The 23426-nt window shown below is 69.8% G+C and carries 23 protein-coding genes and 1 pseudogene; 16 read left to right on the top strand and 8 right to left on the bottom strand.

Going from position 1 to position 23426, the window contains the following annotated elements; translation table 11 throughout:
* Positions 1–293: 293 nt before the first annotated feature.
* Both FZ025_RS16690 and FZ025_RS22500 read right to left on the bottom strand, forming a co-directional pair.
* A complete protein-coding gene (locus tag FZ025_RS16690) occupies positions 294–1199 on the bottom strand; it encodes a dimethylarginine dimethylaminohydrolase family protein (protein ID WP_046979474.1) in 906 nt (301 codons plus the stop codon).
* 165 nt (positions 1200–1364) lie between these two features.
* Positions 1365–1598 (bottom strand): annotated as a pseudogene (locus FZ025_RS22500) (carboxymuconolactone decarboxylase family protein); the annotation flags it as partial.
* Between the two features lie 129 nt (positions 1599–1727).
* On the opposite strand from FZ025_RS22500, the gene FZ025_RS16695 reads away from it, so the two are divergent.
* Together FZ025_RS16695 and FZ025_RS16700 are read left to right on the top strand one after the other, a co-directional pair.
* Positions 1728–3251, top strand: a complete 1524-nt coding sequence (locus FZ025_RS16695) for a fumarate hydratase (protein ID WP_104557905.1) — start codon at positions 1728–1730, stop codon at positions 3249–3251.
* 81 nt (positions 3252–3332) lie between these two features.
* Positions 3333–3968 carry a glutathione S-transferase family protein gene (locus FZ025_RS16700; RefSeq protein WP_046979465.1) on the top strand — a complete coding sequence of 212 codons (636 nt, stop codon included), beginning with the start codon at positions 3333–3335 and terminating at the stop codon, positions 3966–3968.
* 72 nt (positions 3969–4040) lie between these two features.
* Here the strand turns inward: FZ025_RS16700 and FZ025_RS16705 are convergent, their stop codons facing one another.
* Positions 4041–5192 (bottom strand): phospholipase A, encoded by a 1152-nt coding sequence (locus FZ025_RS16705; RefSeq protein ID WP_046979464.1) that lies wholly within the window; start codon positions 5190–5192, stop codon positions 4041–4043.
* 129 nt (positions 5193–5321) lie between these two features.
* Complete coding sequence (locus FZ025_RS16710) at positions 5322–5783, bottom strand: DUF456 domain-containing protein (protein WP_386269871.1); 462 nt, start codon at positions 5781–5783, stop codon at positions 5322–5324.
* Between the two features lie 259 nt (positions 5784–6042).
* Between FZ025_RS16710 and FZ025_RS16715 the strand changes: the two genes are divergently transcribed.
* Positions 6043–6258, top strand: a complete 216-nt coding sequence (locus tag FZ025_RS16715; RefSeq protein WP_046979462.1) for a cold-shock protein — start codon at positions 6043–6045, stop codon at positions 6256–6258.
* Positions 6259–6359: 101 nt separating this feature from the next.
* On the opposite strand, the gene FZ025_RS16720 is transcribed toward FZ025_RS16715, so the two are convergent.
* Both FZ025_RS16720 and FZ025_RS16725 read right to left on the bottom strand, forming a co-directional pair.
* Complete coding sequence (locus FZ025_RS16720; protein WP_046979461.1) at positions 6360–6833, bottom strand: glycine zipper 2TM domain-containing protein; 474 nt, start codon at positions 6831–6833, stop codon at positions 6360–6362.
* 153 nt (positions 6834–6986) lie between these two features.
* Positions 6987–7418, bottom strand: a complete 432-nt coding sequence (locus tag FZ025_RS16725) for a hypothetical protein (protein ID WP_046979460.1) — start codon at positions 7416–7418, stop codon at positions 6987–6989.
* Positions 7419–7520: 102 nt separating this feature from the next.
* Here FZ025_RS16725 and FZ025_RS16730 point away from each other — a divergent pair, with 102 nt between their 5' ends.
* Positions 7521–8381 (top strand): tRNA threonylcarbamoyladenosine dehydratase, encoded by an 861-nt coding sequence (locus FZ025_RS16730; RefSeq protein ID WP_046979459.1) that lies wholly within the window; start codon positions 7521–7523, stop codon positions 8379–8381.
* 177 nt (positions 8382–8558) lie between these two features.
* On the opposite strand, the gene FZ025_RS16735 is transcribed toward FZ025_RS16730, so the two are convergent.
* Entirely contained in the window at positions 8559–9344 is a 786-nt protein-coding gene (locus FZ025_RS16735; protein WP_046979458.1) for a TatD family hydrolase, read from the bottom strand.
* Positions 9345–9350: 6 nt separating this feature from the next.
* Positions 9351–9590, bottom strand: coding sequence for a DUF6116 family protein (locus tag FZ025_RS16740; RefSeq protein ID WP_046979457.1), 240 nt, complete (start codon positions 9588–9590; stop codon positions 9351–9353).
* 174 nt (positions 9591–9764) lie between these two features.
* On the opposite strand from FZ025_RS16740, the gene FZ025_RS16745 reads away from it, so the two are divergent.
* From FZ025_RS16745 to FZ025_RS16800, 12 genes are all read left to right on the top strand, one after another.
* Positions 9765–10580 (top strand): glycine zipper 2TM domain-containing protein, encoded by an 816-nt coding sequence (locus tag FZ025_RS16745; protein WP_104557907.1) that lies wholly within the window; start codon positions 9765–9767, stop codon positions 10578–10580.
* A 107-nt stretch (positions 10581–10687) separates the two neighbouring features.
* Positions 10688–11851, top strand: a complete 1164-nt coding sequence (locus tag FZ025_RS16750; RefSeq protein ID WP_046979455.1) for an acyl-CoA dehydrogenase family protein — start codon at positions 10688–10690, stop codon at positions 11849–11851.
* A 60-nt stretch (positions 11852–11911) separates the two neighbouring features.
* Positions 11912–12451, top strand: a complete 540-nt coding sequence (locus FZ025_RS16755; protein WP_104557909.1) for a GNAT family N-acetyltransferase — start codon at positions 11912–11914, stop codon at positions 12449–12451.
* A 91-nt stretch (positions 12452–12542) separates the two neighbouring features.
* Positions 12543–13097, top strand: a complete 555-nt coding sequence (locus FZ025_RS16760; RefSeq protein ID WP_046979453.1) for an NADPH-dependent FMN reductase — start codon at positions 12543–12545, stop codon at positions 13095–13097.
* A 247-nt stretch (positions 13098–13344) separates the two neighbouring features.
* Positions 13345–14763 carry a replicative DNA helicase gene (locus FZ025_RS16765; RefSeq protein ID WP_046979452.1) on the top strand — a complete coding sequence of 473 codons (1419 nt, stop codon included), beginning with the start codon at positions 13345–13347 and terminating at the stop codon, positions 14761–14763.
* 173 nt (positions 14764–14936) lie between these two features.
* Positions 14937–16046 (top strand): FIST N-terminal domain-containing protein, encoded by a 1110-nt coding sequence (locus FZ025_RS16770; protein ID WP_046979451.1) that lies wholly within the window; start codon positions 14937–14939, stop codon positions 16044–16046.
* Between the two features lie 2 nt (positions 16047–16048).
* Positions 16049–17182, top strand: coding sequence for a sensor histidine kinase (locus FZ025_RS16775; RefSeq protein ID WP_208803678.1), 1134 nt, complete (start codon positions 16049–16051; stop codon positions 17180–17182).
* A gap of 3 nt (positions 17183–17185) precedes the next feature.
* Positions 17186–18292, top strand: coding sequence for an HDOD domain-containing protein (locus FZ025_RS16780; RefSeq protein ID WP_046979449.1), 1107 nt, complete (start codon positions 17186–17188; stop codon positions 18290–18292).
* Positions 18289–19446 carry an HD domain-containing phosphohydrolase gene (locus tag FZ025_RS16785; protein ID WP_046979448.1) on the top strand — a complete coding sequence of 386 codons (1158 nt, stop codon included), beginning with the start codon at positions 18289–18291 and terminating at the stop codon, positions 19444–19446. The genes FZ025_RS16780 and FZ025_RS16785 overlap by 4 nt, the downstream gene beginning before the upstream one ends.
* A gap of 76 nt (positions 19447–19522) precedes the next feature.
* Positions 19523–20947, top strand: a complete 1425-nt coding sequence (locus FZ025_RS16790) for a cryptochrome/photolyase family protein (protein ID WP_104557911.1) — start codon at positions 19523–19525, stop codon at positions 20945–20947.
* A 116-nt stretch (positions 20948–21063) separates the two neighbouring features.
* Entirely contained in the window at positions 21064–22518 is a 1455-nt protein-coding gene (locus FZ025_RS16795) for a WS/DGAT/MGAT family O-acyltransferase (protein WP_104557920.1), read from the top strand.
* A 106-nt stretch (positions 22519–22624) separates the two neighbouring features.
* The gene (locus FZ025_RS16800) at positions 22625–23320 is read left to right on the top strand and encodes a YiaD family glycine zipper/OmpA-like lipoprotein (protein ID WP_046978616.1); all 696 of its coding nucleotides are present in this window, start codon (positions 22625–22627) and stop codon (positions 23318–23320) included.
* Positions 23321–23426 lie beyond the last annotated feature (106 nt).

Raw genomic sequence — 23426 nt, forward strand, 5'->3', positions numbered from 1 at the left:
GCGCAGGCGCCAAGGTCGGTGTGCAGGCGTGATGGCTAGTTCGCGGTTGCACCTGCCTGCAATGCATTAGGCCGGTAAGGCATGTCGCCACCGATGGCCTGAGGACACCTGGAGTCGTTCCTACAAGGGCATGCCGAACGACTGCTGCTCAGGCAATCCGCAGCGTTCCGGCGATAGCCAGTGGTGTAGTCCACTGCACGGCCTGGCGTCCTCCTTGTGTGCGACTTCAGTCGCGACGGGCCTTGCCGACCGTGCTCGAGTCGCTCCCACAATGAAAAGCGCGGACCGTAGCCTCACTCGTCCAGGCGCAAGGTCAGGCACTTGGCCGCGCCGCCGGCCTTGAGGAATTCGTCCAGCGGGGTCTGCACCACGCGGTAGCCGATCCCGGCCAAGGCCGCGCACAGTTCGGGCGAGGCGCGGTTGAGCAGCAGGCGCTGGTCCAGGTCCACTGCATTGCAGGCGAAGGCGAGGGCATCGGCTTCGCCGACCGCGATGCGCTGCGCCGGCGGGATGCGGCGGGCGATCGCTTGCTGGGCGTAGTCGTCGAATGCGGCCGGGTAGTACAGCAGGTAGCCGTCGCGCAGCGGACAGAAGCAGGTGTCCAGGTGATAGAAACGCGGATCGACCAGGCGCAGCGGCATCACCTCGATGTCCAGCAGGTCGGCCAGTTCGTGCGCGGCGGCGAGGTCGCTGCGATGGCCGTGGCCCATCCACAGCCGGCGTGCGCCGCGGTCCAGCAGCGCATCGCCGGCGCCTTCGAAACGCAGATCCTCGGGCAGCGCGCGGATGCGCAAGCCGGCGCGGCGGCACCAGTCGGCGAACAGCGCTTCCTCGTCGCGGCGCTCGGCATGGCGAAAACGGCTGGGCACGAAGCGGTCGCCGAGCACCAGGCCGGCGTTGGCGCTGAACACCATGTCCGGCAGGCCGGCGGCCGGAGCGATCCGCTCGACCTGCGCGCCGGCCGCTTCGGCCGCGGCCACCAGCGCATTCCATTGCGCCTGCGCGCGCTCGCGGCTGGCGGCGTGCACATTGCCTTCCATCCAGGGGTTGATCACGTAGTCCACCGCGAAGTGCTGCGGCGCGCACATCAGCAGGCGATGGCCAGCGGGCGCGGCGGTGGACGCCTGCGTTTCCGGCTCGGCGAGCGCCAGGTCCGTGTCGTCCGCGGCCGCGCTCCCCGCCAGGAATTTCTCGATCATGCCCGCCTCGCTCTGCGTTGGTGATGCGCAAACGCTAGCGGTGTCGTGTTGCGGACACATGTCTGCTGAAAGCCGGGATGACCAGCCATTCGGCTGTTGAAAGCGGGGATTGGGGATTCGGGATTGAGAGGCGTACCGACTTGCGCCGGTACGCCGCTGCGCTGACGGCATTGCCGGTTGCAGGCCCACGCCGAGCCGGTTCCAGGCATTGATGATGGCGATGACCATGGTCAGGGCGCTGATGCCGTGCGCGTCGAAGTGCGCCGACAGGGCGGCGTAGGCGTCCTGCGGCGGCGCGGCGGACGGCAGCGTGGTGAGCGCCTCGGCCCAGGCCAGCGCCAGCCGTTCGCGCGGCTCGAACAAGCGGCTCTCGCGCCAGCCGGCGAGGGTGTCGAGCTTGGGATTCGACGGTGGAATCGGGGCTCATGGCGACCAGGACGGAACAGCGCGTGCCGGCGTGACAGCGGGCGGGGCGGTCACTTTGCCCTAAAATGGCCGGGTTTCCCCCCGCCAGCCGTAGAGCCAGCCGTGACCTCGATCAAGCAGGAAGACCTCATCCAGTCCGTCGCCGACGCGCTGCAGTACATCAGCTACTACCACCCGGTCGATTACATCAAGAACCTGGCCGCCGCCTACGAGCGCGAACAGTCGCCCGCGGCCAAGGACGCGATCGCGCAGATCCTGATCAACTCGCGCATGTGCGCCGAAGGCCACCGCCCGATCTGCCAGGACACCGGCATCGTCACCGTATTCCTCGAGATCGGCATGAAGGTGCGCTGGGACGACGCCACGATGGGCGTGGAGGACATGGTCAACGAGGGCGTGCGCCGCGCCTACAACCATCCGGACAACAAGCTGCGCGCCAGCGTGCTGGCCGACCCGGCCGGCAAGCGCGCCAACACCAGGGACAACACCCCGGCGGTGGTCAACACCAAGATCGTGCCGGGCGAGCACGTCGAGGTGATCGTCGCGGCCAAGGGCGGCGGTTCGGAAGCCAAGAGCAAGTTCGCCATGCTCAACCCGTCCGATTCCATCGTCGACTGGGTGCTCAAGACCGTGCCGACCATGGGCGCCGGCTGGTGCCCGCCGGGCATGCTCGGCATCGGCATCGGCGGCACCGCCGAGAAGGCGATGCTGCTGGCCAAGGAAGCGCTGATGGAGCCGATCGACATCGTCGACCTGCAGGCGCGCGGCGCCTCCAACCGCGCCGAGGAACTGCGCCTGGAGCTGTACGAGAAGGTCAACGCGCTGGGCATCGGTGCGCAGGGCCTGGGCGGCCTGACCACGGTGCTGGACATCAAGGTCAAGGACTACCCGACCCACGCCGCCAACCTGCCGGTGGCGCTGATCCCCAACTGCGCGGCCACCCGCCATGCGCATTTCACCCTGGACGGCAGCGGCCCGGTGATGCTGGAGCCGCCGTCGCTGGAGGACTGGCCCAAGCTCACCTACAACCCGAGCAACGCGCGCCGGGTGAACCTGGACAGCATCACCCGCGAGGAAGTCGCCAGCTTCAAGCCGGGCGAGGTGATCCTGCTCAACGGCAAGCTGCTGACCGGCCGCGACGCCGCGCACAAGCGCATGATCGACATGCTCAACCGCGGCCAGACGCTGCCGGTGGATTTCAGCAACCGCTTCATCTACTACGTCGGCCCGGTCGATCCGGTGCGCGACGAGGTGGTGGGCCCGGCCGGCCCCACCACCGCCACGCGCATGGACAAGTTCACCCGGCAGATGCTGGAACAGACCGGCCTGCTCGGCATGGTCGGCAAGTCCGAGCGCGGCGACGCGGCCATCGATGCGATCCGCGACAACAAGGCGGTGTACCTGATGGCGGTCGGCGGTTCGGCCTACCTGGTGTCCAAGGCGATCAAGGCCGCGCGCGTGCTGGCGTTCGAAGACCTGGGCATGGAGGCGATCTACGAGTTCGAGGTCAAGGACATGCCGGTCACCGTGGCGGTGGATGCCAGCGGCGAGTCGGTGCACAAGACCGGCCCGCGCGAATGGCAATCGCGCATCGGCAAGATTCCGGTGGTGGTCGAGCCGGCCTGAGCCGCCGCCGCATGCCGGCGCGGCATGCGAGACTGCCGCCGCCGTCGTCGCCCGGATCCGGCGACTTCCCCAGGAGACTGCATGAGCGCCACCCTGTACTACTCGCCCAGCACCGCCGCCCTGGTGGTGCACTGGCTGCTGATCGAGCTGGAGGTGCCGCATACGCTGCACGCCCTGGATTTCGAACGGCGCGAGCACAAATCGCCGGAGTACCTGCAGCTCAATCCGGCCGGCGTGGTGCCGACGCTGCTGTTGGATGGACAGGTGCTGACCGAGGCGGCGGCGATCGCGCTGCACCTGGCCGACCTGCATCCGCAGGCCGGGCTGGCCCCGCCGCCCGGCAGCCCGGCGCGCGCCGCGTACTACCGCTGGATGTTCTTTTGCGCCAACACGCTGCAGCCGGCGTACCGCGCCTGGTTCTATCCGGACGAGCCGGCCGGTGCCGACAACGCCGAGGCGAGCAAGGCGCAGGCGCGGCAGAAGCTGGAGGCCGCCTGGGAGCAGGTCGCGCAGCATCTGCAGGCGAGCGGTCCGTACCTGCTCGGCGCACAGCTGTCGGCGGCCGATTTCATGCTGACGATGATGATGCGCTGGTCGCGCAACATGCCGCGGCCCAGCGATACCTGGCCGGCGCTGCAGGCGCACGCGCAGCGGATGAAGGCGCGTGCCGCGTTCCAGGAAACCTACCGCCGCGAAGGCCTGACCGACTGGACCTGAGCGCCGCGGCGCCACGCTTGTGCGGCGGCCGCTGACGGCCGCCGCGCGCGTCGGACCTGGGCCGGTCGGGCCTCAGTACCACTCCAGCAGCGACACGCCCAGGCCCACGTAGGTGGCGCGGTGGTTGTAGTCGATCAGGCTCTCGCCGTAGCCGTCGAACACCTGCACATGGCCGCGCAGCAGGTTGCTGATCGGGAAGCCCCAATCCAGCTGCAGCGCGCCGTGCGAGCGGTCGCCGCTGCGCAGCGAATGCCGCGCCATCAGCGAGATCTCGTGGCCGCCGCGGTTGTAGGTCAGGGTCGCGTCGCCGCGGCCCATGTAGTCCTCGATGTCCGGGTTGTTGTCCTGGCGGTCGCTCTCCGGAATCCGGTACCACGGGCGCAGCACCAGCGCCCAGTTCTCGCGGTCCAGGCCGATGTTGAGGATCGCCCGGTTCCAGCTGCGCGAGAACGGGTCGCTGCGGCCGTTGGACTGGTGGTTGAGCTGGATCCCGGTCATCCGCCCCTTCCAGCCGAACAGGCTGTAGTTGTTGCGGAACACCAGCGCCAGTTCCGGCTCGTAGTTGGTCTCGCGGAACGGCCGCGACTGCTCGCTGTTGTAGACCTGCCAGCGCGAACTCTGGGTATAGGCGCCCCACAGGTCGCCGTTGTCGCCGAAGATGTTCTCCACGATCTTGGTCTTGAAGCTGAGCTGGAACTTGGCTTCGCTGCTGTCCAGCGGCTCGGCGCTGGTCACCGTGTTGTTCGGGTTCGGCGAGGACGGGGTCTGGTTCTTCTTGCTGGTCCAGAACGCCGGTAGCAGGTACACCGGCTTGTAGGCGCGCAGCTGGAAGTTGCCGAGCTTGGAATCCTTGGCCAGCTCCCAACGGCTGTCCAGCAGCGAACCCTTGCCGGCGTTGGCGATGGTGGCGTCGTAGCGGTCGTCCTTGAACAGCGAGGCGGCGCGCTGGCGGGTGCGCGCGGCCGGGCCGGCGTCCTGCGGGATCGACGCATCCAGCTGCTGCTTCTGGTTCTCGCTGGCCATCTTCGCCGCCGCATCGGCGGCCTGCGGATCGGCGACCCGGCGCGACAATGCCTGGTCGTAGCAGGACAGGCGCGCGGCGTCGCCGGAAATGGCGACGCAGGCTTCGGGCGAGGCGGGAGTGGGCATCATTTCCTGGGCATGGGCCAGCGGCATCGCCGCGAAAGACAGCAGCAACAACGGACGGGCCGGGCGATGGGACATGCAGGTTCTCTCGGAATCAGGCGACGCGGGCGGATGGTGCGCTGCCGATGTGAATGGCCGGCTGCGAAAATACAGCAGCCAGCGCAACGGGGTCATCACACGTTCATCTCGCGGCGCCCACGCCGCCGCTCAGAACAGCCAGGCCGCCGCGAACAGGCCGACCATCGCCAGCGCCAGGGCCAGCTTGGCGGCGGTGCCCAGGACGATGCCCAGCCAGGTGCCGAGGCCGACCTTGGCCGCCTGCTGCAGTTGCCGGCCATGCCAGTACTCGCCGGCCAGCGCACCGACGAAGGGGCCGACGAACAGGCCGATCGGCATGAACAACAGCCCCGCCACGCTGCCCACGACCGAGCCCCATAGCGCCTTGCGGCTGGCGCCGACGCGCTTGGCGCCGAACACGGTGGCCAGGAAGTCGACCAGGAACGACAGCAGGGTGAGCACGCCGAGCACCGTCAGCATCACCCAGCCCACGCGCTGGAAGCCGTCGGCCCAGGCCGCCAGCAACAGCCCGGCGAACAGCAGCGGCATTCCCGGCAGGGCCGGCAGCACCACGCCTGCCAGCCCCAGCGCCACCAGCAGCGCGGCGACCATGTAGTAGATGAACGTAGGATCCACGCGGCGTACTCCGGGGCGATTTTGGGGTTGACAGACGGGGTGTTTTTGCTGATTGCATTTTCATTTTGGCCGCGGTAAGTTTTCAGACGCTGCGTTTGCAAAGGTCACCGTGAATCGTGGCCCGATGCGGTAGATCCAACGATCCGCTACAGCGTTATACCTCGCTTCCTCCTTGCAACCAGCCGCCGAACCCCCGGCGTACCCACCCCTGAGACGTGTTCCAAGGAGTAAGTCCATGACTGACGGCAATCGCGAAAACGGCACCGTGAAGTGGTTCAACGATGCCAAGGGCTTCGGCTTCATCAGCCGCGAGAACGGCGAGGACGTGTTCGTGCACTTCCGCGCCATCCAGACCCAAGGCTTCAAGAGCCTGAAGGAAGGGCAGAAGGTCAGCTTCACCGTGGTGCAGGGCCAGAAAGGCCTGCAGGCCGACGCGGTGCAGCCGGTCTGATCCCGGCGCGCTTGCAAGCCGATCGCGCGCAACCGCCGCGCGCAGCAAAAAGGCCCGCAGTTGCGGGCCTTTTTGCGTTACCGCAGGCGGCGCCAGAGCGCTTAGCGCGGCACCACGCGGCCGTTGACCACGCGCACATAGGTGTTTTCGCGGATCCCGGCCAGGTCGCGCTGGTTGACCACGATCACCCGGCCATCGTCCATCTGCACGTGCAGGTCGTAGCTGTCGCCGGTGACGTTGTTCTGGATCTGGTTGCCGGCCAGGGCGCCGGCAGCGGCGCCGGCCACGGCCGACACGTTCTGGTTGCCCTTGCTGCCGCCGGTATGGTCGGAGATCTCATGGCCGGCGATCGCGCCGACGATGCCGCCCAGGACTGCGCCGGTGCCGGTGGGCGCGGTGCGGCCGGAGGCCACCGTGTCGATGCGGGTGACGATGCCGCAGTCCGCGCAGCGGGTGTCCGCATAGCCGCGCGACGGCTGGCTGTAGCCGCCGCCACCGCCATAGCCCGGGGACGTGGCGCAGCCGGCCAATGCCAGCACGGCGACGGCGCCAGTGGCCAATAGGTGAATCTTCATGTGTGTTCTCCTCGACAGGCGGTGGACGGCGGCGGACCCGGATTTACACGCATCCTGTCCGCCAGTAGGTGAATGCAACGCCAATCGCCATGCGCGTGCGTTGCCGACGCGCTGCAGCGGCAGTGGCAATTCATCGAGAAGCTCGATGGCGGGTCAGCGGAAATCGCGGTGGCAGGCGTCGCAGCCGTCGTCGATGCGATGGGTGAGCCGCGCGAGCGCGGCGCAGGTGCCGGGGGCCGTGTCCTGCGCCGCGTCCAGCGTGGCCCGCAGCGCGCCGGCGTGCTGCTGGAAGCGGCGGTCGTCGCTGAGTGCGGGGAACGCGGTTTCCAGGTCGCTGCCGAGCAGGCGCAGCGTGCGCACGCGCGCTTGCAGCTCGGCGGCGCTGCAGCGGTTCTGTGCATGGCTGCGTTGCAGCAAGGCCAGTTGCTTGTCCATCACCTGCATCAGCGCGCGCGGGAACGGATCCTGCCGCGCCTGCAGCGCACGCATCGACATCACCGTGGCGACCAGGCCGATCAGCACCCCGGCGAGCAGCACCAACAGGTAGCGGGAGGCGCTGGAAGCGGGGGCGTGCGGGCTGGCCATGCGGCGGGCGTGCAGGAGGAAAGCGCGATAGTACGCCGGCCGCCGCCATTGCGTGGCGGCGCCGCGGCCGCCGCGTCGTTGCCGATGAAATAAACTGCGCGCATGAACGAACAACTGCGTGAGCGCTTCGCCGGCATCGACCGGCTGTACGGGCGCGGGACCATCGAGCGCCTGGCGCAATGCCGCGTGGCGGTGGTGGGCATGGGCGGGGTCGGCTCGTGGGTGGTGGAGGCCCTGGCGCGCTCGGCGCTCGGCCATCTGACCCTGATCGATGCCGACGAGATCTGCGTGTCCAACACCAACCGCCAGTTGCCGGCGCTGCAGGGCCAGTACGGGCGCAACAAGGCGCGGGCGATGGCCGAGCGCTGCGTGGCGATCAATCCGGCGATCGAAGCGGCCGCGGTCGAGGCCTTCCTGACCCCGTCCAACATCGCCGAGCTGCTCGGCAGCGGCTTCGACCTGGTCATCGACGCCTGCGACAGCTTCCGGGTCAAGGTCGAGGCCATCGCCTGGTGCCGCCGGCGCAAGCTGCCGCTGCTGACCGTGGGCTCGGCCGGCGGGCGTACCGACCCGACCCTGGTGCGCATCCGCGACGTCTCGCGCACCGAGCACGACGCGATGCTGGCGCTGATCCGCAAGAAGCTGCGCAGCGAGTTCAATTTCCCCAAGAACCCGCAGCGCTACTTCGGCGTGCCGGCGGTGTATTCGCTGGAGAACGTGCGCTACCCGCAGGCCGACGGCAGCGTCTGCGGGCTGCGCCCGCAGCTGGGGCCGGATGCGGCGCTGAACCTGGACTGCGGCGCCGGGCTGGGCGCGGCCACCCACATCACCGGCGCGTTCGCCTTCGCCGCCGTGGGCAAGGCCCTGGAGATGCTGTTGAAGCCGAAGCGGACGCCGCAGGCGAGCGTGGCGACGGCCGCAGCGGCGCAGACGGACGACGCGGCGGCGATCGACGCGGGCTGAGGCGCACTGCGCCGGCGAAATCGACGCTTTTGAGTTTGTGTGGGAGCGACTTCAGTCGCGACGGGCGTTACCGATAGTGCAGTCGCGACCGATGGCCCGAGGCCACCCCGAGTCGTTCCCACAGACGGCAACCCTGGCCGGACGCGCCAGCACCTGCCGCGGACCGCCAAGTTTGGGTCAGGCGGGCTGCGTAGCCGGCGCCTGCAGTCCGAACAGTTGCTGCGCGTTGCGCGTGGTCTGTGCGGCGATCTGCGCGGCGGGCTGGCCGCGCAGCGCGGCGATGGCGTCCAGCACCGTGCGCAGCCGCGCCGGTTCGTTGCGCTGGCCGCGGATGGACGCGTCGGGCTGGTCCGGTGCGTCGGTTTCCAGCAGCAGCTGCTGCAGCGGCAGTTCGGCGGCCAGCCGGCGCAGGCGCTGCGCGCGCGCGTAGGTCACCGGGCCGCCGAGGCCGATCAGGAAATCCAGCTTGTGCAACTGCTGCGCCTGTTCTGCGCTGCCGGCGAAGCTGTGCACCACGCCGCGCAGGCGCCCGACCTTGCGGATCGCCAGGATCACCGCGTCCACCGCGCGCCGTGCGTGCACGATCAGCGGCAGGTCGAACTCGCGCGCCAGCTGCAGCTGGCCGAGGAAGTAGCGCTGCTGTTCGGCTGCGTCCAGCCCCTCGACGAAGAAATCCAGCCCGCATTCGCCGATCGCGCAGGGGCGCTCGCGCGCGATCCAGTCGCCCAGCGCGTTCAGGTGCTCGGGCCGATGCTGCTGCAGGAACAGCGGGTGCAGGCCATAGGCCGGATACAGGCCAGCGGCGGCCGCGCAGACGTCGCGCAGCTTCGGCCACGACGCCGCGGTCACTGCCGGCACGATCTGCACGGCGACGCCGGCGGCCTGCGCGCGGGCGATCACGTCGGCGCGATCGGGGGCGAATGCGTCGGCGTCGAGGTGGCAGTGGCTGTCGATCAGGCGCATCGGCCGTCAGCGGCGCACGCGCCGCGCGCTGGACGCGCTCGGCTCCGGTGCGGCGGGCGCTGGCGTGCGGGTCTTCCAGGTGGCCAGCAGCAAGCTGCCCAGGCCGAACACGATCTCGTCGATGAAGGTCAGCGGGTCGGGCAGCAGCACGCTCAGCACGAACAGGCCGGCGGTGAGTTTGAACAGCGTCGGGTAGCGCAATTTGCCGGCCCAGCGCAGCAAAGGCAGCATGATCGGGTTGGGCATGGATGATCCTCCGGCGCAGTGATGAAAACGCTAACACGCTTGATATGGCGGCTTTACGGGCGCGGCACCAGCGCCCGCCGCGGATTTTTGCTGAATAGGGAGCGGATCGGTTCAGCTTCGGCGTGGTAATCACAATAGCGTAGACAACGCGGTGCAGACCGCAGGAGAGCAACCATGAAAAGCAATACGACAACCATTCTGGTCGCGGCTGGCGCATTGCTGGCCGGCGGTGTGGCCACCGCGGCCTTCATGAACAACCGCGACAAGCAGGAATTCACCGGCAACGGCGATGTGCGTCCGGCCCCGGACACTACCCCGGGCGGCGACGCCGTCGCCGGCAACGGCGTCGGCGGCAAGCTGGAATACGCCGACGTGGTCCGGGTCGATCCGATCACCCAGAAGGAGCAGCGCTACGCCGAGGTGATCGGCACCGAGCCGCTGCGCGAGACCGCCACCACCACCACCCCGCGTCAGGTCTGCAACGACGTGGTGGTGCAGGAGCGCCTGCCCGAGCGCGATGGCAACGTCGGCGGCACCGTGGTCGGTGCGGTGGTCGGCGGCCTGCTCGGCAACCAGGTCGGCGGCGGCAACGGCCGCAAGGCGGCGACCGCGGCCGGCGCGGTGGCGGGCGGCTTCATCGGCAACCAGGTCGACCGCAACCATGTCGGCGGCCGCGTGGTCGACCGCACCGAGCGCCAGTGCCACACCGAGAACAGCACCGCCGAGTCCTCGCGCATCACCGGCTACACCGTGACCTACCGCAACGACGACGGCAGCACCGGCACCATGCGCACCGACAGCAAGCCGGGCAGCCGCATCGCGCTGGGCAAGGACGACGTGGTCAAGGGCTACGAGGTCACCTACCGCTACGACGGCCAGGAGAAGACCGTGCGCATGGACGACAAGCCCAGCAGCGACCGCCTGCCGGTGCTCGACGGGCGCCTGGTCACGCAGACCGCCGCGGCCAGCGACGTGATCGGCCAGCGCTGAAGCAGCGCACAGCGGCATCGAGCAAAGGCCGGCCCTGCGCCGGCCTTTGCTTTTTCGGGCGGCGGGGACGCCGATACAATGCCGGCTCCACCTGCGCGAGTCCCGCCATGCCGTTGCCTTGCGACGATCTGTTCAACGTGGCCGCGCTGCTCAGCGAGGAGGAGCGCGCGATCCAGCAGGCGGTGGCGCGCTTCGTCGATGCCAGGGTGCTGCCGATCATCGGCGCGGCGTTCGACCAGGCGCGGTTTCCCGCCGAACTGGTGCCGGAGCTGGCGCAGCTGGGCCTGCTCGGCGCCACGCTGCCGCCCGCCGACGGCGGCGCCGGACTCAACGCGGTCTGCTACGGCCTGATCTGCCAGGAACTGGAACGCGGCGACAGCGGCCTGCGCAGTTTCGTCAGCGTGCAGTCCTCGCTGTGCATGTATCCGATCCACGCCTATGGCAGCCAGGCGCAGCGGCAGCGCTGGCTGCCGGCGATGGCCGCCGGCAGCGCGATCGGCTGCTTCGGCCTGACCGAGGCGCAGGGCGGTTCCGATCCGGCCGCGATGCAGACCCGCGCGCTGCGCGATGGCGACGGCTGGCGCCTGAGCGGCAGCAAGATGTGGATCACCAACGGCAGCCTGGCCGATGTGGCGATCGTGTGGGCGCAGACCGAGGACGGCGTGCAGGGGTTCCTGGTCGAGGCCGGCACGCCCGGCTTCGGCGTGCAGGACATCGCGCACAAGATGAGCCTGCGCGCCTCGGTGACCTCGGCGCTGTTCCTGGACGCCGTGCGCCTGCCCGACACGCAGCGGCTGCCGGGCGTGCGCGGCCTGAAGGGCCCGCTGGGCTGCCTGACCCAGGCCCGCTACGGCATCAGCTGGGGCGCGATCGGCGCGGCGATCGCCTGCCTGCGCGAGGCGCTGGCCTATGCCGGCGAGCGCATCCTGTTCGGGCGCCCGCTGGCGGCCACGCAGAGCGCGCAGATCAAGCTGGCCGACATGGCCCGGCGCATCGCCGCCGCGCAGCTGCTGGCATTGCAGCTGGGCCGGCTCAAGGATGCCGGTGCGCTGCAGCCGGCGCAGGTGTCGCTGGCGAAGTGGAACAACGTGCGCATGGCGCTGGACATCGCCCGCGAATGCCGCGACCTGCTCGGCGGCGCCGGCATCACCACCGAGTACGGCGCCATCCGCCACGCCTTGAACCTGGAATCGGTGATCACCTACGAAGGCACCGAGACCGTGCACCAGCTGGTGGTCGGCCGTGAACTGACCGGCATCAACGCGTTCTGAACCGGTTCGCGCCGGTGCCGCGATGCCCGGTGCGACCGCCATGCACGAGGAGGCGAGGGCATGAGCATTTTCGATCTGCAACTGGACACCGAACGCCTGCTGCTGCGCCCGCCGAGCGCGGCGGATTTCGAGGCGTTCACCCGTTTCACCGCCGATGCCGAGGCGATGCGCCACCTGGGCGGCGTGCAATCGCCGCCGGTGGCCTGGCGCAGCCTGGCGGCGCTGGTCGGCAGCTGGCAGCTGCAGGGATTTTCGATGTTCTCGGTGATCGAGAAGCGCAGCGGGCAGTGGATCGGCCGGGTCGGGCCGTGGCAGCCGCATGCCTGGCCGGGGACCGAGGTGGGCTGGGCGATCGCGCGCCCGTACTGGGGCCAGGGCTATGCGCCGGAAGCGGCGCGCGCGGCGATCGACTGGGCGTTCGCGCAGCTGGGCTGGACCGAGGTGATCCATACCATCGCCGCCGACAACGCCAATTCCAAGGCGGTGGCGGCCAAGCTGGGTTCGCGCTACCTGCGCCAGGCGCGCCTGCCCGAGCCGCTGCAGGCGCACGAGGTGGCCGTGTGGGGGCAGTCGCGCGCGGACTGGCAGGCGCGGCGCTGAGCGGCCTGGCGGCGGTCGCCTTGGCCGTATTCACCTGGCCGCCCTGCGCCGGCGGCTAGGCTGCAAGCCCCAAATCGGTCAGGAGTACGCCATGAGCCAGTACCGCATCGCGGTTTTCGTCGGCAGTCTGCGCAAGGAGTCGTGCAACCGGCGCCTGGCGCTGGCGCTGGAGAAACTTGCCGGCGACCGCGCCCGCTTCGCGTACGTGGAGATCGGCGATCTGCCGCTGTACGACCAGGACCACGACCACGACTACCCGGAGCAGGGCAAGCGGCTGAAGGCGCAGGTCAGCGACGCCGACGCGGTGCTGTTCGTGACCCCCGAGTACAACCGCTCGATCCCCGGCGTGCTCAAGAACGCGATCGACCTGGGTTCGCGGCCCTACGGCGACAACGCCTTCGCCGGCAAGCCGGCGGCGCTGTGCGGGGTCTCGCCCGGCACGCTCGGCACCGCGCTGGCGCAGCAGCACCTGCGCAACGTGCTGGCCTACCTGGACATGCCGGTGCTGGGCCAGCCGGAGGTGTTCGTGCAGTTCAAGGAAGGCTTGATCGCGGCCGACGGCAGCATCGGCAACGCGGACACGCGCAAGTTCCTGCAGGGCTTCGTCGACAAGTTCATCGCCTGGGTCGACGAACTGCAGGCCTGAGTCGGCGCGAACGCGCCATCGCAGCCGATGCGACGCGCAGCGGCGACGCTGGCGCTGCGGCGATCGGGTTGCGTGGCGGGGCCTGTGCGCAGTTCTCAACGGCTTGTCCACAGACTTGTCCCTAGCCGCGCCGCGCACCGCTGACTAAGATGCCCGACCGGGTCGCGCCGTCGGCGCCGCCCGCCGCCCGCAGTCCGCCGCCCGCAGTCCCGCAGTCCCGCAGTCCCGCAGAGAGAAGACCCAGCCCATGTCCGCCCGTCCCGGCTATCGCGGCGACCGCAAAAGCGAGCGTGGCGAACGCAGCGAGCCGCGTATCGATCAGCTGCGCGTGCCGCCGCATTCGATCGAGGCCGAGCAGGCCGTGCTCGGCGGCCTGATGCTGGCGCCCGACGCCTACGACCGGGTCAACGACCAGCTCACCGACAACGATTTCTACCGCCGCGACCACCAGCTGATCTACCGCGCGATCCGCGAGCTGGCCGAGAAGGGCCGCCCGTTCGATGCGGTGACGCTGGGCGAGTGGTTCGAATCGCAGGGCAAGCTGGAGATGGTCGGCGACGGCGCCTACCTGATCGAACTGGCCAGCACCACGCCGTCGGCGGCCAACATCGCCGCCTATGCCGAGATCGTGCGCGACAAGGCGGTGCTGCGGCAGCTGATCGAGGTCGGCACCAGCATCGTCAACGACGGCTTCCAGCCGGAAGGGCGCGAGAGCGCGGAGCTGCTGGCCAGCGCCGAGAAGGCGGTGTTCAAGATCGCCGAGGCCGGCGCGCGCGGGCGCAGCGATTTCGTGGCGATGCCCGGCGCGTTGAAGGACGCGTTCGAGGAATTGCGCAGCCGCTTCGAGAACGGCGGCAACATCACCGGCCTGGCCACCGGCTACAGCGACTTCGACGCGATGACCGCCGGCCTGCAGCCGACCGACCTGATCATCCTCGCCGCGCGTCCGGCGATGGGCAAGACCACGCTGGCGCTGAACATCGCCGAGTACGCGGCGATCAAGTCGAAGAAGGCGGTGGCGGTGTTCTCGATGGAAATGTCGGCCTCGCAGCTGGCGATGCGCCTGATCTCCTCCAACGGCCGCATCAATGCGCAGCGCCTGCGCACCGGCCAGCTCGAGGACGAGGATTGGGCGCGGGTCACCGGCGCGATCAAGATGCTGAAGGAGACCAAGATCTTCATCGACGACACGCCGGGCGTGTCGCCGGAGGTCCTGCGTTCCAAGGCGCGCCGGCTCAAGCGCGAGCACGACCTGGGGCTGATCGTCATCGACTACCTGCAGCTGATGTCGGTGCCGGGCAACAGCGAGAACCGCGCCACCGAGATCTCCGAGATCTCGCGCTCGCTCAAGGGCCTGGCCAAGGAACTGGGGGTGCCGGTGATCGCGCTGTCGCAGCTCAACCGCTCGCTGGAAACGCGCACCGACAAGCGCCCGGTGATGGCCGACCTGCGCGAATCCGGGGCGATCGAGCAGGACGCGGACATGATCGTGTTCATCTACCGCGACGACTACTACAACAAGGAAAATTCGCCGGACAAGGGCCTGGCCGAGATCATCATCGGCAAGCATCGCGGCGGCCCGACCGGCTCGTGCAAGCTCAAGTTCTTCGGCGAATACACCCGCTTCGACAACCTCGCGCACGATTCGGTGGGCGCGTTCGAGTAAGGCGCCCGGGCGACTGCGCTGGCGCTCGTGCGCGTGTTGCGCCGCAGTGGATTTTTCGCCGGCGCGCTGATGCATCCGAGCGCAGCGATACCTCTGTCACAGAGCGCCGCGCTGGCGCTCAAGCCAGATGCGCGGCGGTCGATACCGGGTGGGAACCCATTCCGGATCCTGCCATGCCGCTGACCGTCACCCATGCGGAAACCGCCAACCGCGATGCCGTCGCCGCCGTCGCCGCGTTGCGTGCGCAGTTGGGCGCCGCACCGCTGGACGCGTTGCTGCTGTTTTGCGATGCCGAGTACGACCTGGAGGCGCTGGGCCCGGCGCTCAAAGCCGGCTTCGACTGCCCGGTGATCGGCTGCACTGCCGCCGGCCAGATCGGCGCAGGCGGCTTCCAGAGCAGCGGCATCCTGGTCGCCGGCCTGCGTGGCGGCGTGCTGCAGGCGCAGCCGCTGCTGATTGCGCCGTTGCGCGACCTGCAGGCGCAGGTCGCGGTGGCCGCCGAGGCGGTGCAGGCCGCCACCGTCGACAAGACTGGGCGGTGCTTCGCGCTGCTGCTGGTCGATGGGCTGTCCACCTGCGAGGAATACCTGGCCGCGGCGCTGTACCGGATGATCGGCGACGTGCCGCTGCTCGGCGGTTCGGCCGGCGACAACCTGCGCTTCGAGCGCACCCAGGTCTACTACGACGGCCGCTTCCTGGCCGATGCCGCGGTGCTGACCGTGTTCCATTCGCAGCATCCGTTCGTGGTGTTCAAGCTGCAGCACTTCATCGCCAGCGAGATCGAACTGGTGGTCACCGATGCCGACCCGGAGCGGCGCCTGATCCGCGAGATCAACGGCGAGCCTGCGGCGCTGGCCTACGCCGCGGCGATCGGCGTGCCGCTGCAGGCGCTGGACCCGCACGTGTTCTCCACCTATCCGCTGCTGCTGATGCTGAGCGGCGAACCCTACGTGCGCTCGATCCTGCGCGTCAACGCGGACTTGTCGCTGACCTGCTACTGCGCGGTGGAGGAGGGCATGGTGGTGTCGGTCGGCAAGGCGGTCGACGTGATGGAAACGCTGCAGCAGGCCTTTGCCGAGGTGCACGAGGCGGTGTCCGATCCGGCGCTGGTGATCGGCTGCGACTGCATCCTGCGGCGCCTGGAGTTCGGCCAGTCGCAGATGCAGCAGCAGGTCGGTGCGTTCATGGCGCAGCAGCGCGTGTTCGGCTTTTCCACCTACGGCGAGCAGTTCAACGGCCTGCACGTCAACCAGACCTTTACCGGCGTGGCGATCGGGAGATGAGCATGTCCGCAGATGCAGCGACGCTACCGACCCTGGCACCTGCCACGGCCGCTTCCTTCGAGAGCGGCGATGCGGCGCTGGTCACCGAGCTGCGCCGGCAACTGGCCGCGCGCGACAAGGTGATCGCGGTGCTGAAGAAGCGGGTCACCGCGCGCGACGATGCGGTGGCCTCGCCGCTGGCCACGCTGCAGCAGAACATCGCGTTGGGCAAGGTCGTGGCGCTGAAGACCCAGGAACTGAGCCGCGAGCGGCAGGAGCTGGAGCAGGCGCTGGCCGACCTGGGCAAGGCGCAGACGGCGCTGCTGCAGGCGCAGAAGATGGAATCGATCGGCCAGCTCGCCGCCGGCATCGCCCACGAGATCAACACGCCGGCGCAGTACGTGCGCGACAACGTGGCGTTCGTGTGCAAGGCCAAGCAGATCCTCGATCACGTGTTCGACATGACCTTCGGCATCGTCGATGTGGCGCGGGCGCAGGGCGTGGCGCCGGAGCTGGTCGCCGCGCTCGACGCGCAGGTGACCTCGTCCAAGTTCCAGTACCTGCGCAAGCAGACGCCCGAGGCCTTGCAGCAGTCGCTGGAAGGGCTTGACCGCATCACCAAGATCGTCAGCGCGATGAAGACGTTCTCGCACCCTTCCGCCGGCGAAAAGGAACCGGTGGACCTGCGCGAGCTGATCGCCACCACCGTCACCGTCGCCCGCAACGAGTGGAAATACGTGGCCGAGGTCGAGACCGATTTCGCCGCCGACGTGCCGCTGGTACCGTGCCTGCGCGACGAGATCGGCCAGGTGCTGCTGAATCTGGTGGTCAACGCGGCGCATGCGATCGGCGACACGCTGGTCCCCGGGCAGCGCGAGCAGGGCCGGATCCGCATCCTGCTGCGCCGTGCCGGCGACAGCCACGTGGACCTGTGCGTCAGCGACGACGGCCCGGGCATTCCCGAGGCGATCCGGACCAAGGTGTTCGATCCATTCTTCACCACCAAGCCGGTCGGCAAAGGCACCGGCCAGGGCCTGGCGATCGCCTACTCGACCGTGGTGGAAAAGCACCAGGGGCGGATCTTCTTCGAACCATCGGCGGACCAGCGCGGCACCACCTTCGTGGTGCGGCTGCCGTTGAACGTTGTGGCGGGCTGAGCGGTGCGCGTGCTGTTCGTCGACGACGAGAAGCAGGTGCTGGCCGGATTGGAACGCACCATGTTCATGGCCGACCGCGACTGGGACGTGGCCTTCGCCGGCAGCGGCGCCGAGGCGCTGGCCACGCTGCAGGCGCAGCCGGCCGACGTGGTGGTCTCGGACATGCGCATGCCGATGATGGACGGCGCCGAACTGCTGCGCCAGGTGCGCGACAGTTGCCCGCGCACCATTCGCATCATCCTGTCCGGGCATACCGAACAGGAAGCGGCGCTGCGTTCGCTGGACGTGGCCCATCAGTTCCTGGCCAAGCCTTGCGAGGGCGATGCGCTGATCGAGGCGATCGACCGCGCCGTGGCGCTGCAGGTGCTGCTGGACGATCCGGCGGTGCAGGCGGTGGCCGGACGCATCGGCGGGCTGCCGTCGGCGCCGCGCATGTTCGCGCAGCTCAACCGCCTGCTCGGCGACCCCGCTGCCGGCGTCGCGCAGGTGGCCGCGGTGGTGGAAGGCGACCCGGCGCTGGCGGCCAAGGTGCTGCAGCTGGCCAATTGCGCATTCTTCGGCAACGGCCAACGCGTGGCCGAGGTCAAGGAAGCGGTCAACCGCATCGGCATCGGCCTGCTGCGCACGCTGGTGCTGGCCAGCGAGGTGTTCCATAGCGACGCCAGCGACTCGGCCGACGCGATCTGCGCCGACGCGGTGCGCGCTTCGCAGCTGGCGGCGGTGGTCGGCAAGGGCCATGCCGCCGAGGATGTGGTGACGACCGCGGCGCTGCTGGCCAACGTCGGCGCGCTGCTGCCTGACATCGCGCGCCTGTGCCGCGACGCCGACCCGCAGGGGCGCGGGTTCCCGTCGCATGCGGAGATTGGCGCCTACCTGCTCGGCGTGTGGGGCCTGCCCGGGGCGATCGTCGAGGCAGTCGCCCATCACCGCGCTCCGCGCCGGGTCGCGCATCGCCAGTACGACGCGGTCGGCGTGGTGCACGTGGCGGTGGCGCTGGCCCATGGCCTGGCGCCGGACCTGGAGTATCTGCAGTCGATGGGCGTGGCCGCGCAGCTGCCGCAGTGGCAGGCGGCATGCGCACAGATTCGCCAAGCGGAGCACCTGGCATGAGCGAACCCGAGCTGCCGCGCATCCTGTGCGTGGACGATGAACCCAATCTGCTGGCCGCGCTGGAGCGCAACCTGTTCGGCCAGTTCGACGTGGTCACCGCCAACGGCGGCGAGGCCGGGCTGGCCGCGATCGCCGAAGGCCCGCCGTTCGCGGCGATCGTGTCGGACATGCGCATGCCGGGCATGGACGGCGCCGCGTTCCTGGCTGCGGCGCGCGCGCGCGCGCCGGACAGCGTGCGCCTGCTGCTGACCGGGCAGACCGATGCGCCTTCGGCGATCGCGGCGATCAACCACGGCGCGATCTTCCGCTTCCTGTGCAAGCCGTGCCCCACCGAGGAACTGGTCGCCGCGCTGGAGCAGGCGGTGGCGCTGCACCGCGCCACGCTGCTGGAGCGCGAGCTGCTGGAAACCACGCTGGCCGGCACCACGCGCATGCTCACCGAGGTGCTGTCGATGGTCGCGCCCTGGGCGTTCCAGCGCTCGGCGCAGCTGCAGGCCTGCGTGCGCCACGTCACTGACAAGCTGCCGTGGCCGAACCGCTGGGTGGTGGAAGTGGCCGCGGCGCTGAGCCACATCGGCTGCGTCAGCGTGCCGGGCGACATCGTGCAGCGCGAGATCGCCGGCGACGCACTGTCCGAGGAAGAGCAGAAGCTGATCGACGGCCATCCGCTGGTCGCGCATCGGCTGCTGACGGCGATCCCGCGGATGCAGGCGGTGGCCGAGATCGTGCGCTACCAGGCGCTGCCGCCGCCGGCCGACGCAGCGCCGGACGTGGTCCGCGGCGCGCAGCTACTGCGCGCGTCGCTGCTGCTGGTGCGCGGGCTGGCGCGCAAGCTGCCGCTGGCGCACGCGGTGCAGGAACTGCGCAAGGTCGAGCCGCCGCTGCCGCGCGGCTTGATCGACGCGCTCGCCGACCTGCAACTCAATACCCGCAGCGGCATCCGCAAGGCCAAGGTCTGCGATCTGGTGCCGGGCTGGCGCCTGGAACAGGACGTGGTGTCCAGGCGCGGCATGATGCTGTTGGCGCATGGCAGCGAGCTGAGCCTCACCTCGATCCTGGCCTTGCGCAATCTGCAGGCGGCCGGCGCCATCGTCGAGCCGCTGCTGATCAGCTACGGCAGCGAGGAACAGGCCGGCGCGCCGGTCGCCGCTTAGCCGGCCCGCGCACTCACGCCGGCTGCGCGCCGGCCACGCGTATCCTTGCGCGTCCTGTTCCAGCCCCATCCTGCGCATGAGCTACGCCATCGTCTGGTTCCGGCGCGACCTGCGCCTGCACGACCAACCCGCGCTGCATGCGGCATTGGCCGCCGGGCACACGCCGGTACCCGTTTACCTGCATAGCCCTGGCGACGAAGGCGCCTGGGCCGCCGGCGCGGCCTCGCTGAGCTGGCTGCAGCGCTCGCTGGCCGCGCTCGACGCGCAGCTGCGCGAGCGCGGTTCGCGGCTGATCCTGCGCCAGGGCCCGGCCGAGACCGTGCTGCGCGAGCTGATCGCCGAGTGCGGCGCGGTCGCGGTGTACTGGAACCGCCGCTACGAACCGGCCACGCAGCCGCGCGACGCCCGGCTCAAGCGCGAACTGCGCGAGCAGGGCCTGGAGGTGCACAGCTACAACGGCGCGCTGCTGTTCGAACCGTGGCAGCTGGCCACCCAGCAGGGCGGGCCGTACAAGGTGTTCACCCCGTTCTGGCGCAGCGCCCTGCGCCATTGGCAGGTGCCGGCGCTGCTGCCCGCGCCGAACGCGTTGCCGCCACCGCCCGCGGCCTTGCGCAGCCTGCCGCTGGAGCGACTCGACCTTGCGCCGGCGCTGGGGTGGGACCGCGGTTTCTGGGAGGTATGGCAACCGGGCGAAGCGGGCGCGCACGCGGCGCTGGAGGTGTTCGTCGACGGCGCCCTGCGCAGCTATGTCGAAGGCCGCGACCGTCCCGACCAGGTCGGCACCTCGCGGCTGTCGCCGCACCTGCATTTCGGCGAGATCGCGCCGTGGCGGATCGTCGCCGCACTGGAATCGCAGCGCAGCGCGGCCACCGGCGCGGTGATCGACGGCTACATCCGCCAGCTCGGCTGGCGCGATTTCGCCCATCACCTGCTGCACCATTTCCCGGCCACGCCCGAGCAGAACCTCAATCCGCGCTTCGCCCGTTTCCGCTGGGCCACGCCGGATCCGGCGCAGCTGCGGGCCTGGCAGCGCGGCCGCAGCGGCGTGCCGATCGTCGATGCCGGGCTGCGCGAGCTGTGGCACACCGGCTGGATGCACAACCGGGTGCGGATGATCGTCGCCAGCTACCTGTGCAAGCACCTGCGCGTGCACTGGTCGGAGGGCGCACGCTGGTTCTGGGACACGCTGGTCGATGCCGATCTGGCCAACAATACGCTCGGCTGGCAGTGGGTGGCCGGCACCGGCGCCGACGCCGCGCCGTATTTCCGCGTGTTCAACCCGGTGACGCAGGCGCAGAAGTTCGATCCGCAGGGCCGCTACATCGCGCGCTGGGTGCCGGAACTGGCGGCGCTACCGGTGGCCGCGCGCTTCGCGCCGTGGCTGTCGCCGCAGCGCCTGGCCGCCAGCGCGCCGCACTATCCGCGGCAGCCGATCGTGGATCTGGCGGCCGGGCGCGACGCCGCACTGGCCGCATACCGCGAGACCGGCGGCAGCGGCTGAGGCGCGGATGCGCATTGCTGCGCTGCGGCGTGAACCGCGTCAGCGCAGCGCAGGGCATCGCGATTGACGCCCTTCGCCGCGCCATGATTCACTCCGGGCCAGGCACAGGAGCATGCATGGCCGCCAGTACAGCCCGCCGCAAGCCGCGGCGCGAACCGATGTCGCGCGTGGATACCGCCTGGTTGCGGATGGAGCGGCCGACCAATCCGATGATGATCACCGGCGTGCTGATGCTCGACGAGACGCTGTCGCTGCCGCAGTTCAAGCAGCTGGTGCGCAAACGCTTTCTGGCGTTTCCGCGCTTCCAGCAAAAGCCGGTGGACACCGCGACCGGCGCCTACTGGCAGCATGACGACGACTTCGACCTGGACTGGCACGTGCGCCTGTCGGCCTTGCCCGGGCGCGGCGGCAAGAAGGCGCTGGAGCGCTTCGCCGGGCAGATGGCGTCCACGCCCCTGGACAAGACCAAGCCGCTGTGGCAGTTCCATCTGATCGAGCGCTACGAAGGCGGCTCGGCGCTGGTGGCGCGCATCCACCACAGCTACGCCGACGGCATCGCGCTGGTGCAGGTGCTGCTGTCGCTGACCGATACGCAGCGCACGCCGGAGCCGTCAGCGCGATTGGGCCGCGCCTGGCTGAAGGACGACGGCAAGGACGTGGTGCGCCGGGTCGGCGCCATCGACCGCTACCTGAAACTGGGCGGACGCATGCTCGACAAGGGCCGCGAGATGTACCAGGACCCGAACCTGGCGCAGATGCTGGCCAGGGAAGGCGGCCTGATCGGCCGCGAACTGGCCAATGCGCTGCTGCTGTCCGACGATCCGCCGACGCTGCTGCGCGGACGCCTGGGGGTCAGCAAGCGGGTGGCCTGGGCCGCGCCGCTGGGCCTGGACGAAGTGAAGGCGGTCGGCCGCGCCTGCGACTGCACGGTCAACGACGTGCTGATGGCAACGATGGCCGGCGCCCTGCGCGACTACATGCGCGAGCGCGGCGAACAGCTGGACGGGGTGACCCTGCGCGCCACGGTGCCGGTCAACCTGCGCCCGCTGGAGCACGCGCGCAAGCTCGGCAACCATTTCGGGCTGGTGTTCCTGGACCTGCCGGTCGGCGAGGCCAATCCGGTGCGGCGCCTGCAGCGCGTGGCCGAATCGATGCAGCAGCTCAAGCAGTCGCGCCAGGCGATGGTGGTGTTCGGGCTGCTGGCCGCGGTGGGCATGGCGCCGGCGGCGCTGCAGTCGCTGGCGCTGGACCTGTTCAGCCGCAAGGCGAGCACCGTGGCGACCAACGTGCCGGGGCCGCAGCAGCCGCTGTACCTGGCCGGCAGCGGCGTGCGCGAGATGATGTTCTGGGTGCCGCAGACCGGCTCGATCGGGGTCGGCGTGTCGATCATGAGCTACAACCACCGCGTGCACTTCGGCCTGATCGGCGATGCGCGGCTGATCCCGGATCCGGATGCGGTGATGCGCCGGATCGGCGCCGAATTCGAGAAGCTGCTGTACCTGGCGCTGATGGGCGATTGGGAGCATCCGCTGCGCGCGGCGGATGCGGACGCGTTGCTGCCGGTTTCCTGAACGGGGCGCATTCAGGCGTGTCGCGGCGCGCGCTGCGTTCATCCCCGTCTCGCAGCCCACTGTTTATGCTTGTCTCCACTTCAATTCAGGTTCGGGAGAGAGCGCGATGAAACGCACCGTCATCCAAGGCATGTCCGTGGCGCTGGCCAGCGCGCTGGTGTTGTCCGCCTGCGCCACCGGCGGTTCCTACGTGCAGCGCGACCAGTACGGCAACCAGACCGAGCAGCAGAACCGCACCGGTCGCGGCGCGCTGATCGGCACCGCGGTCGGCGTGGCCGCCGGCCTGCTCAGCGGCAGCAGCGCCACCGAGCGCCGCCAGCACGCGATGATCGGCGCCGGCATCGGCGCGCTCAGCGGCGCGGCGATCGGCAACTACCAGGACCGCCAGGAGCGCGCGCTGCGCGAGCGCACCGCCAACACCGGCATCGACGTGCGCCGCGACGGCGACAACATCACCTTGAACCTGCCCGACGGCATCACCTTCGACTTCAACCAGTCCACGCTGAAGCCGCAGTTCTATTCGGCGCTCAACGGTGTGGCGTCCACCCTGGGCGAGTACAACCAGACCATGATCGAAGTGGTCGGGCATACCGACAGCATCGGCAGCGATGCGGTCAACCAGCGCCTGTCCGAGCAGCGTGCCGCCTCGGTGGCCGCCTACCTGACCGCGCAGGGCGTGCAGCGCGAGCGGATCGAGACGCTGGGTGCGGGCAAGAAGTACCCGATCGCCGACAACGGCACCGAGGCCGGCCGCGCGCAGAACCGCCGGGTCGAGATCCGGGTGGTGCCGCTGCGTTCCTGAGCCGCGTCCACCAGGCCGCAAATGCGAACGGGCCGCTGATGCGGCCCGTTTCGCGTTGCGGCGCCGGCCGCGCGGAAGTGCGGCGAGGTCGCCGCGCGTCGTGCCG

This window comes from Xanthomonas hyacinthi, assembly GCF_009769165.1.
GTDB classification, from domain to species: domain Bacteria; phylum Pseudomonadota; class Gammaproteobacteria; order Xanthomonadales; family Xanthomonadaceae; genus Xanthomonas_A; species Xanthomonas_A hyacinthi.

Coding starts and splice junctions, on each gene's coding strand:
- FZ025_RS16710 (WP_386269871.1), bottom strand. CDS start 5,783: ATGGTCGCCGCGCTGCTGGTGGCGCTGGGGCTGGCAGGCGTGGTGCTG.
- FZ025_RS16705 (WP_046979464.1), bottom strand. CDS start 5,192: ATGTCCCATCGCCCGGCCCGTCCGTTGTTGCTGCTGTCTTTCGCGGCG.
- FZ025_RS16740 (WP_046979457.1), bottom strand. CDS start 9,590: ATGCCCAACCCGATCATGCTGCCTTTGCTGCGCTGGGCCGGCAAATTG.
- FZ025_RS16790 (WP_104557911.1), top strand. CDS start 19,523: ATGAGCTACGCCATCGTCTGGTTCCGGCGCGACCTGCGCCTGCACGAC.
- FZ025_RS16795 (WP_104557920.1), top strand. CDS start 21,064: ATGGCCGCCAGTACAGCCCGCCGCAAGCCGCGGCGCGAACCGATGTCG.
- FZ025_RS16715 (WP_046979462.1), top strand. CDS start 6,043: ATGACTGACGGCAATCGCGAAAACGGCACCGTGAAGTGGTTCAACGAT.
- FZ025_RS16690 (WP_046979474.1), bottom strand. CDS start 1,199: ATGATCGAGAAATTCCTGGCGGGGAGCGCGGCCGCGGACGACACGGAC.
- FZ025_RS16730 (WP_046979459.1), top strand. CDS start 7,521: ATGAACGAACAACTGCGTGAGCGCTTCGCCGGCATCGACCGGCTGTAC.
- FZ025_RS16720 (WP_046979461.1), bottom strand. CDS start 6,833: ATGAAGATTCACCTATTGGCCACTGGCGCCGTCGCCGTGCTGGCATTG.
- FZ025_RS16785 (WP_046979448.1), top strand. CDS start 18,289: ATGAGCGAACCCGAGCTGCCGCGCATCCTGTGCGTGGACGATGAACCC.
- FZ025_RS16700 (WP_046979465.1), top strand. CDS start 3,333: ATGAGCGCCACCCTGTACTACTCGCCCAGCACCGCCGCCCTGGTGGTG.
- FZ025_RS16800 (WP_046978616.1), top strand. CDS start 22,625: ATGAAACGCACCGTCATCCAAGGCATGTCCGTGGCGCTGGCCAGCGCG.
- FZ025_RS16750 (WP_046979455.1), top strand. CDS start 10,688: ATGCCGTTGCCTTGCGACGATCTGTTCAACGTGGCCGCGCTGCTCAGC.
- FZ025_RS16760 (WP_046979453.1), top strand. CDS start 12,543: ATGAGCCAGTACCGCATCGCGGTTTTCGTCGGCAGTCTGCGCAAGGAG.
- FZ025_RS16725 (WP_046979460.1), bottom strand. CDS start 7,418: ATGGCCAGCCCGCACGCCCCCGCTTCCAGCGCCTCCCGCTACCTGTTG.
- FZ025_RS16765 (WP_046979452.1), top strand. CDS start 13,345: ATGTCCGCCCGTCCCGGCTATCGCGGCGACCGCAAAAGCGAGCGTGGC.
- FZ025_RS16735 (WP_046979458.1), bottom strand. CDS start 9,344: ATGCGCCTGATCGACAGCCACTGCCACCTCGACGCCGACGCATTCGCC.
- FZ025_RS16745 (WP_104557907.1), top strand. CDS start 9,765: ATGAAAAGCAATACGACAACCATTCTGGTCGCGGCTGGCGCATTGCTG.
- FZ025_RS16755 (WP_104557909.1), top strand. CDS start 11,912: ATGAGCATTTTCGATCTGCAACTGGACACCGAACGCCTGCTGCTGCGC.
- FZ025_RS16770 (WP_046979451.1), top strand. CDS start 14,937: ATGCCGCTGACCGTCACCCATGCGGAAACCGCCAACCGCGATGCCGTC.
- FZ025_RS16775 (WP_208803678.1), top strand. CDS start 16,049: ATGTCCGCAGATGCAGCGACGCTACCGACCCTGGCACCTGCCACGGCC.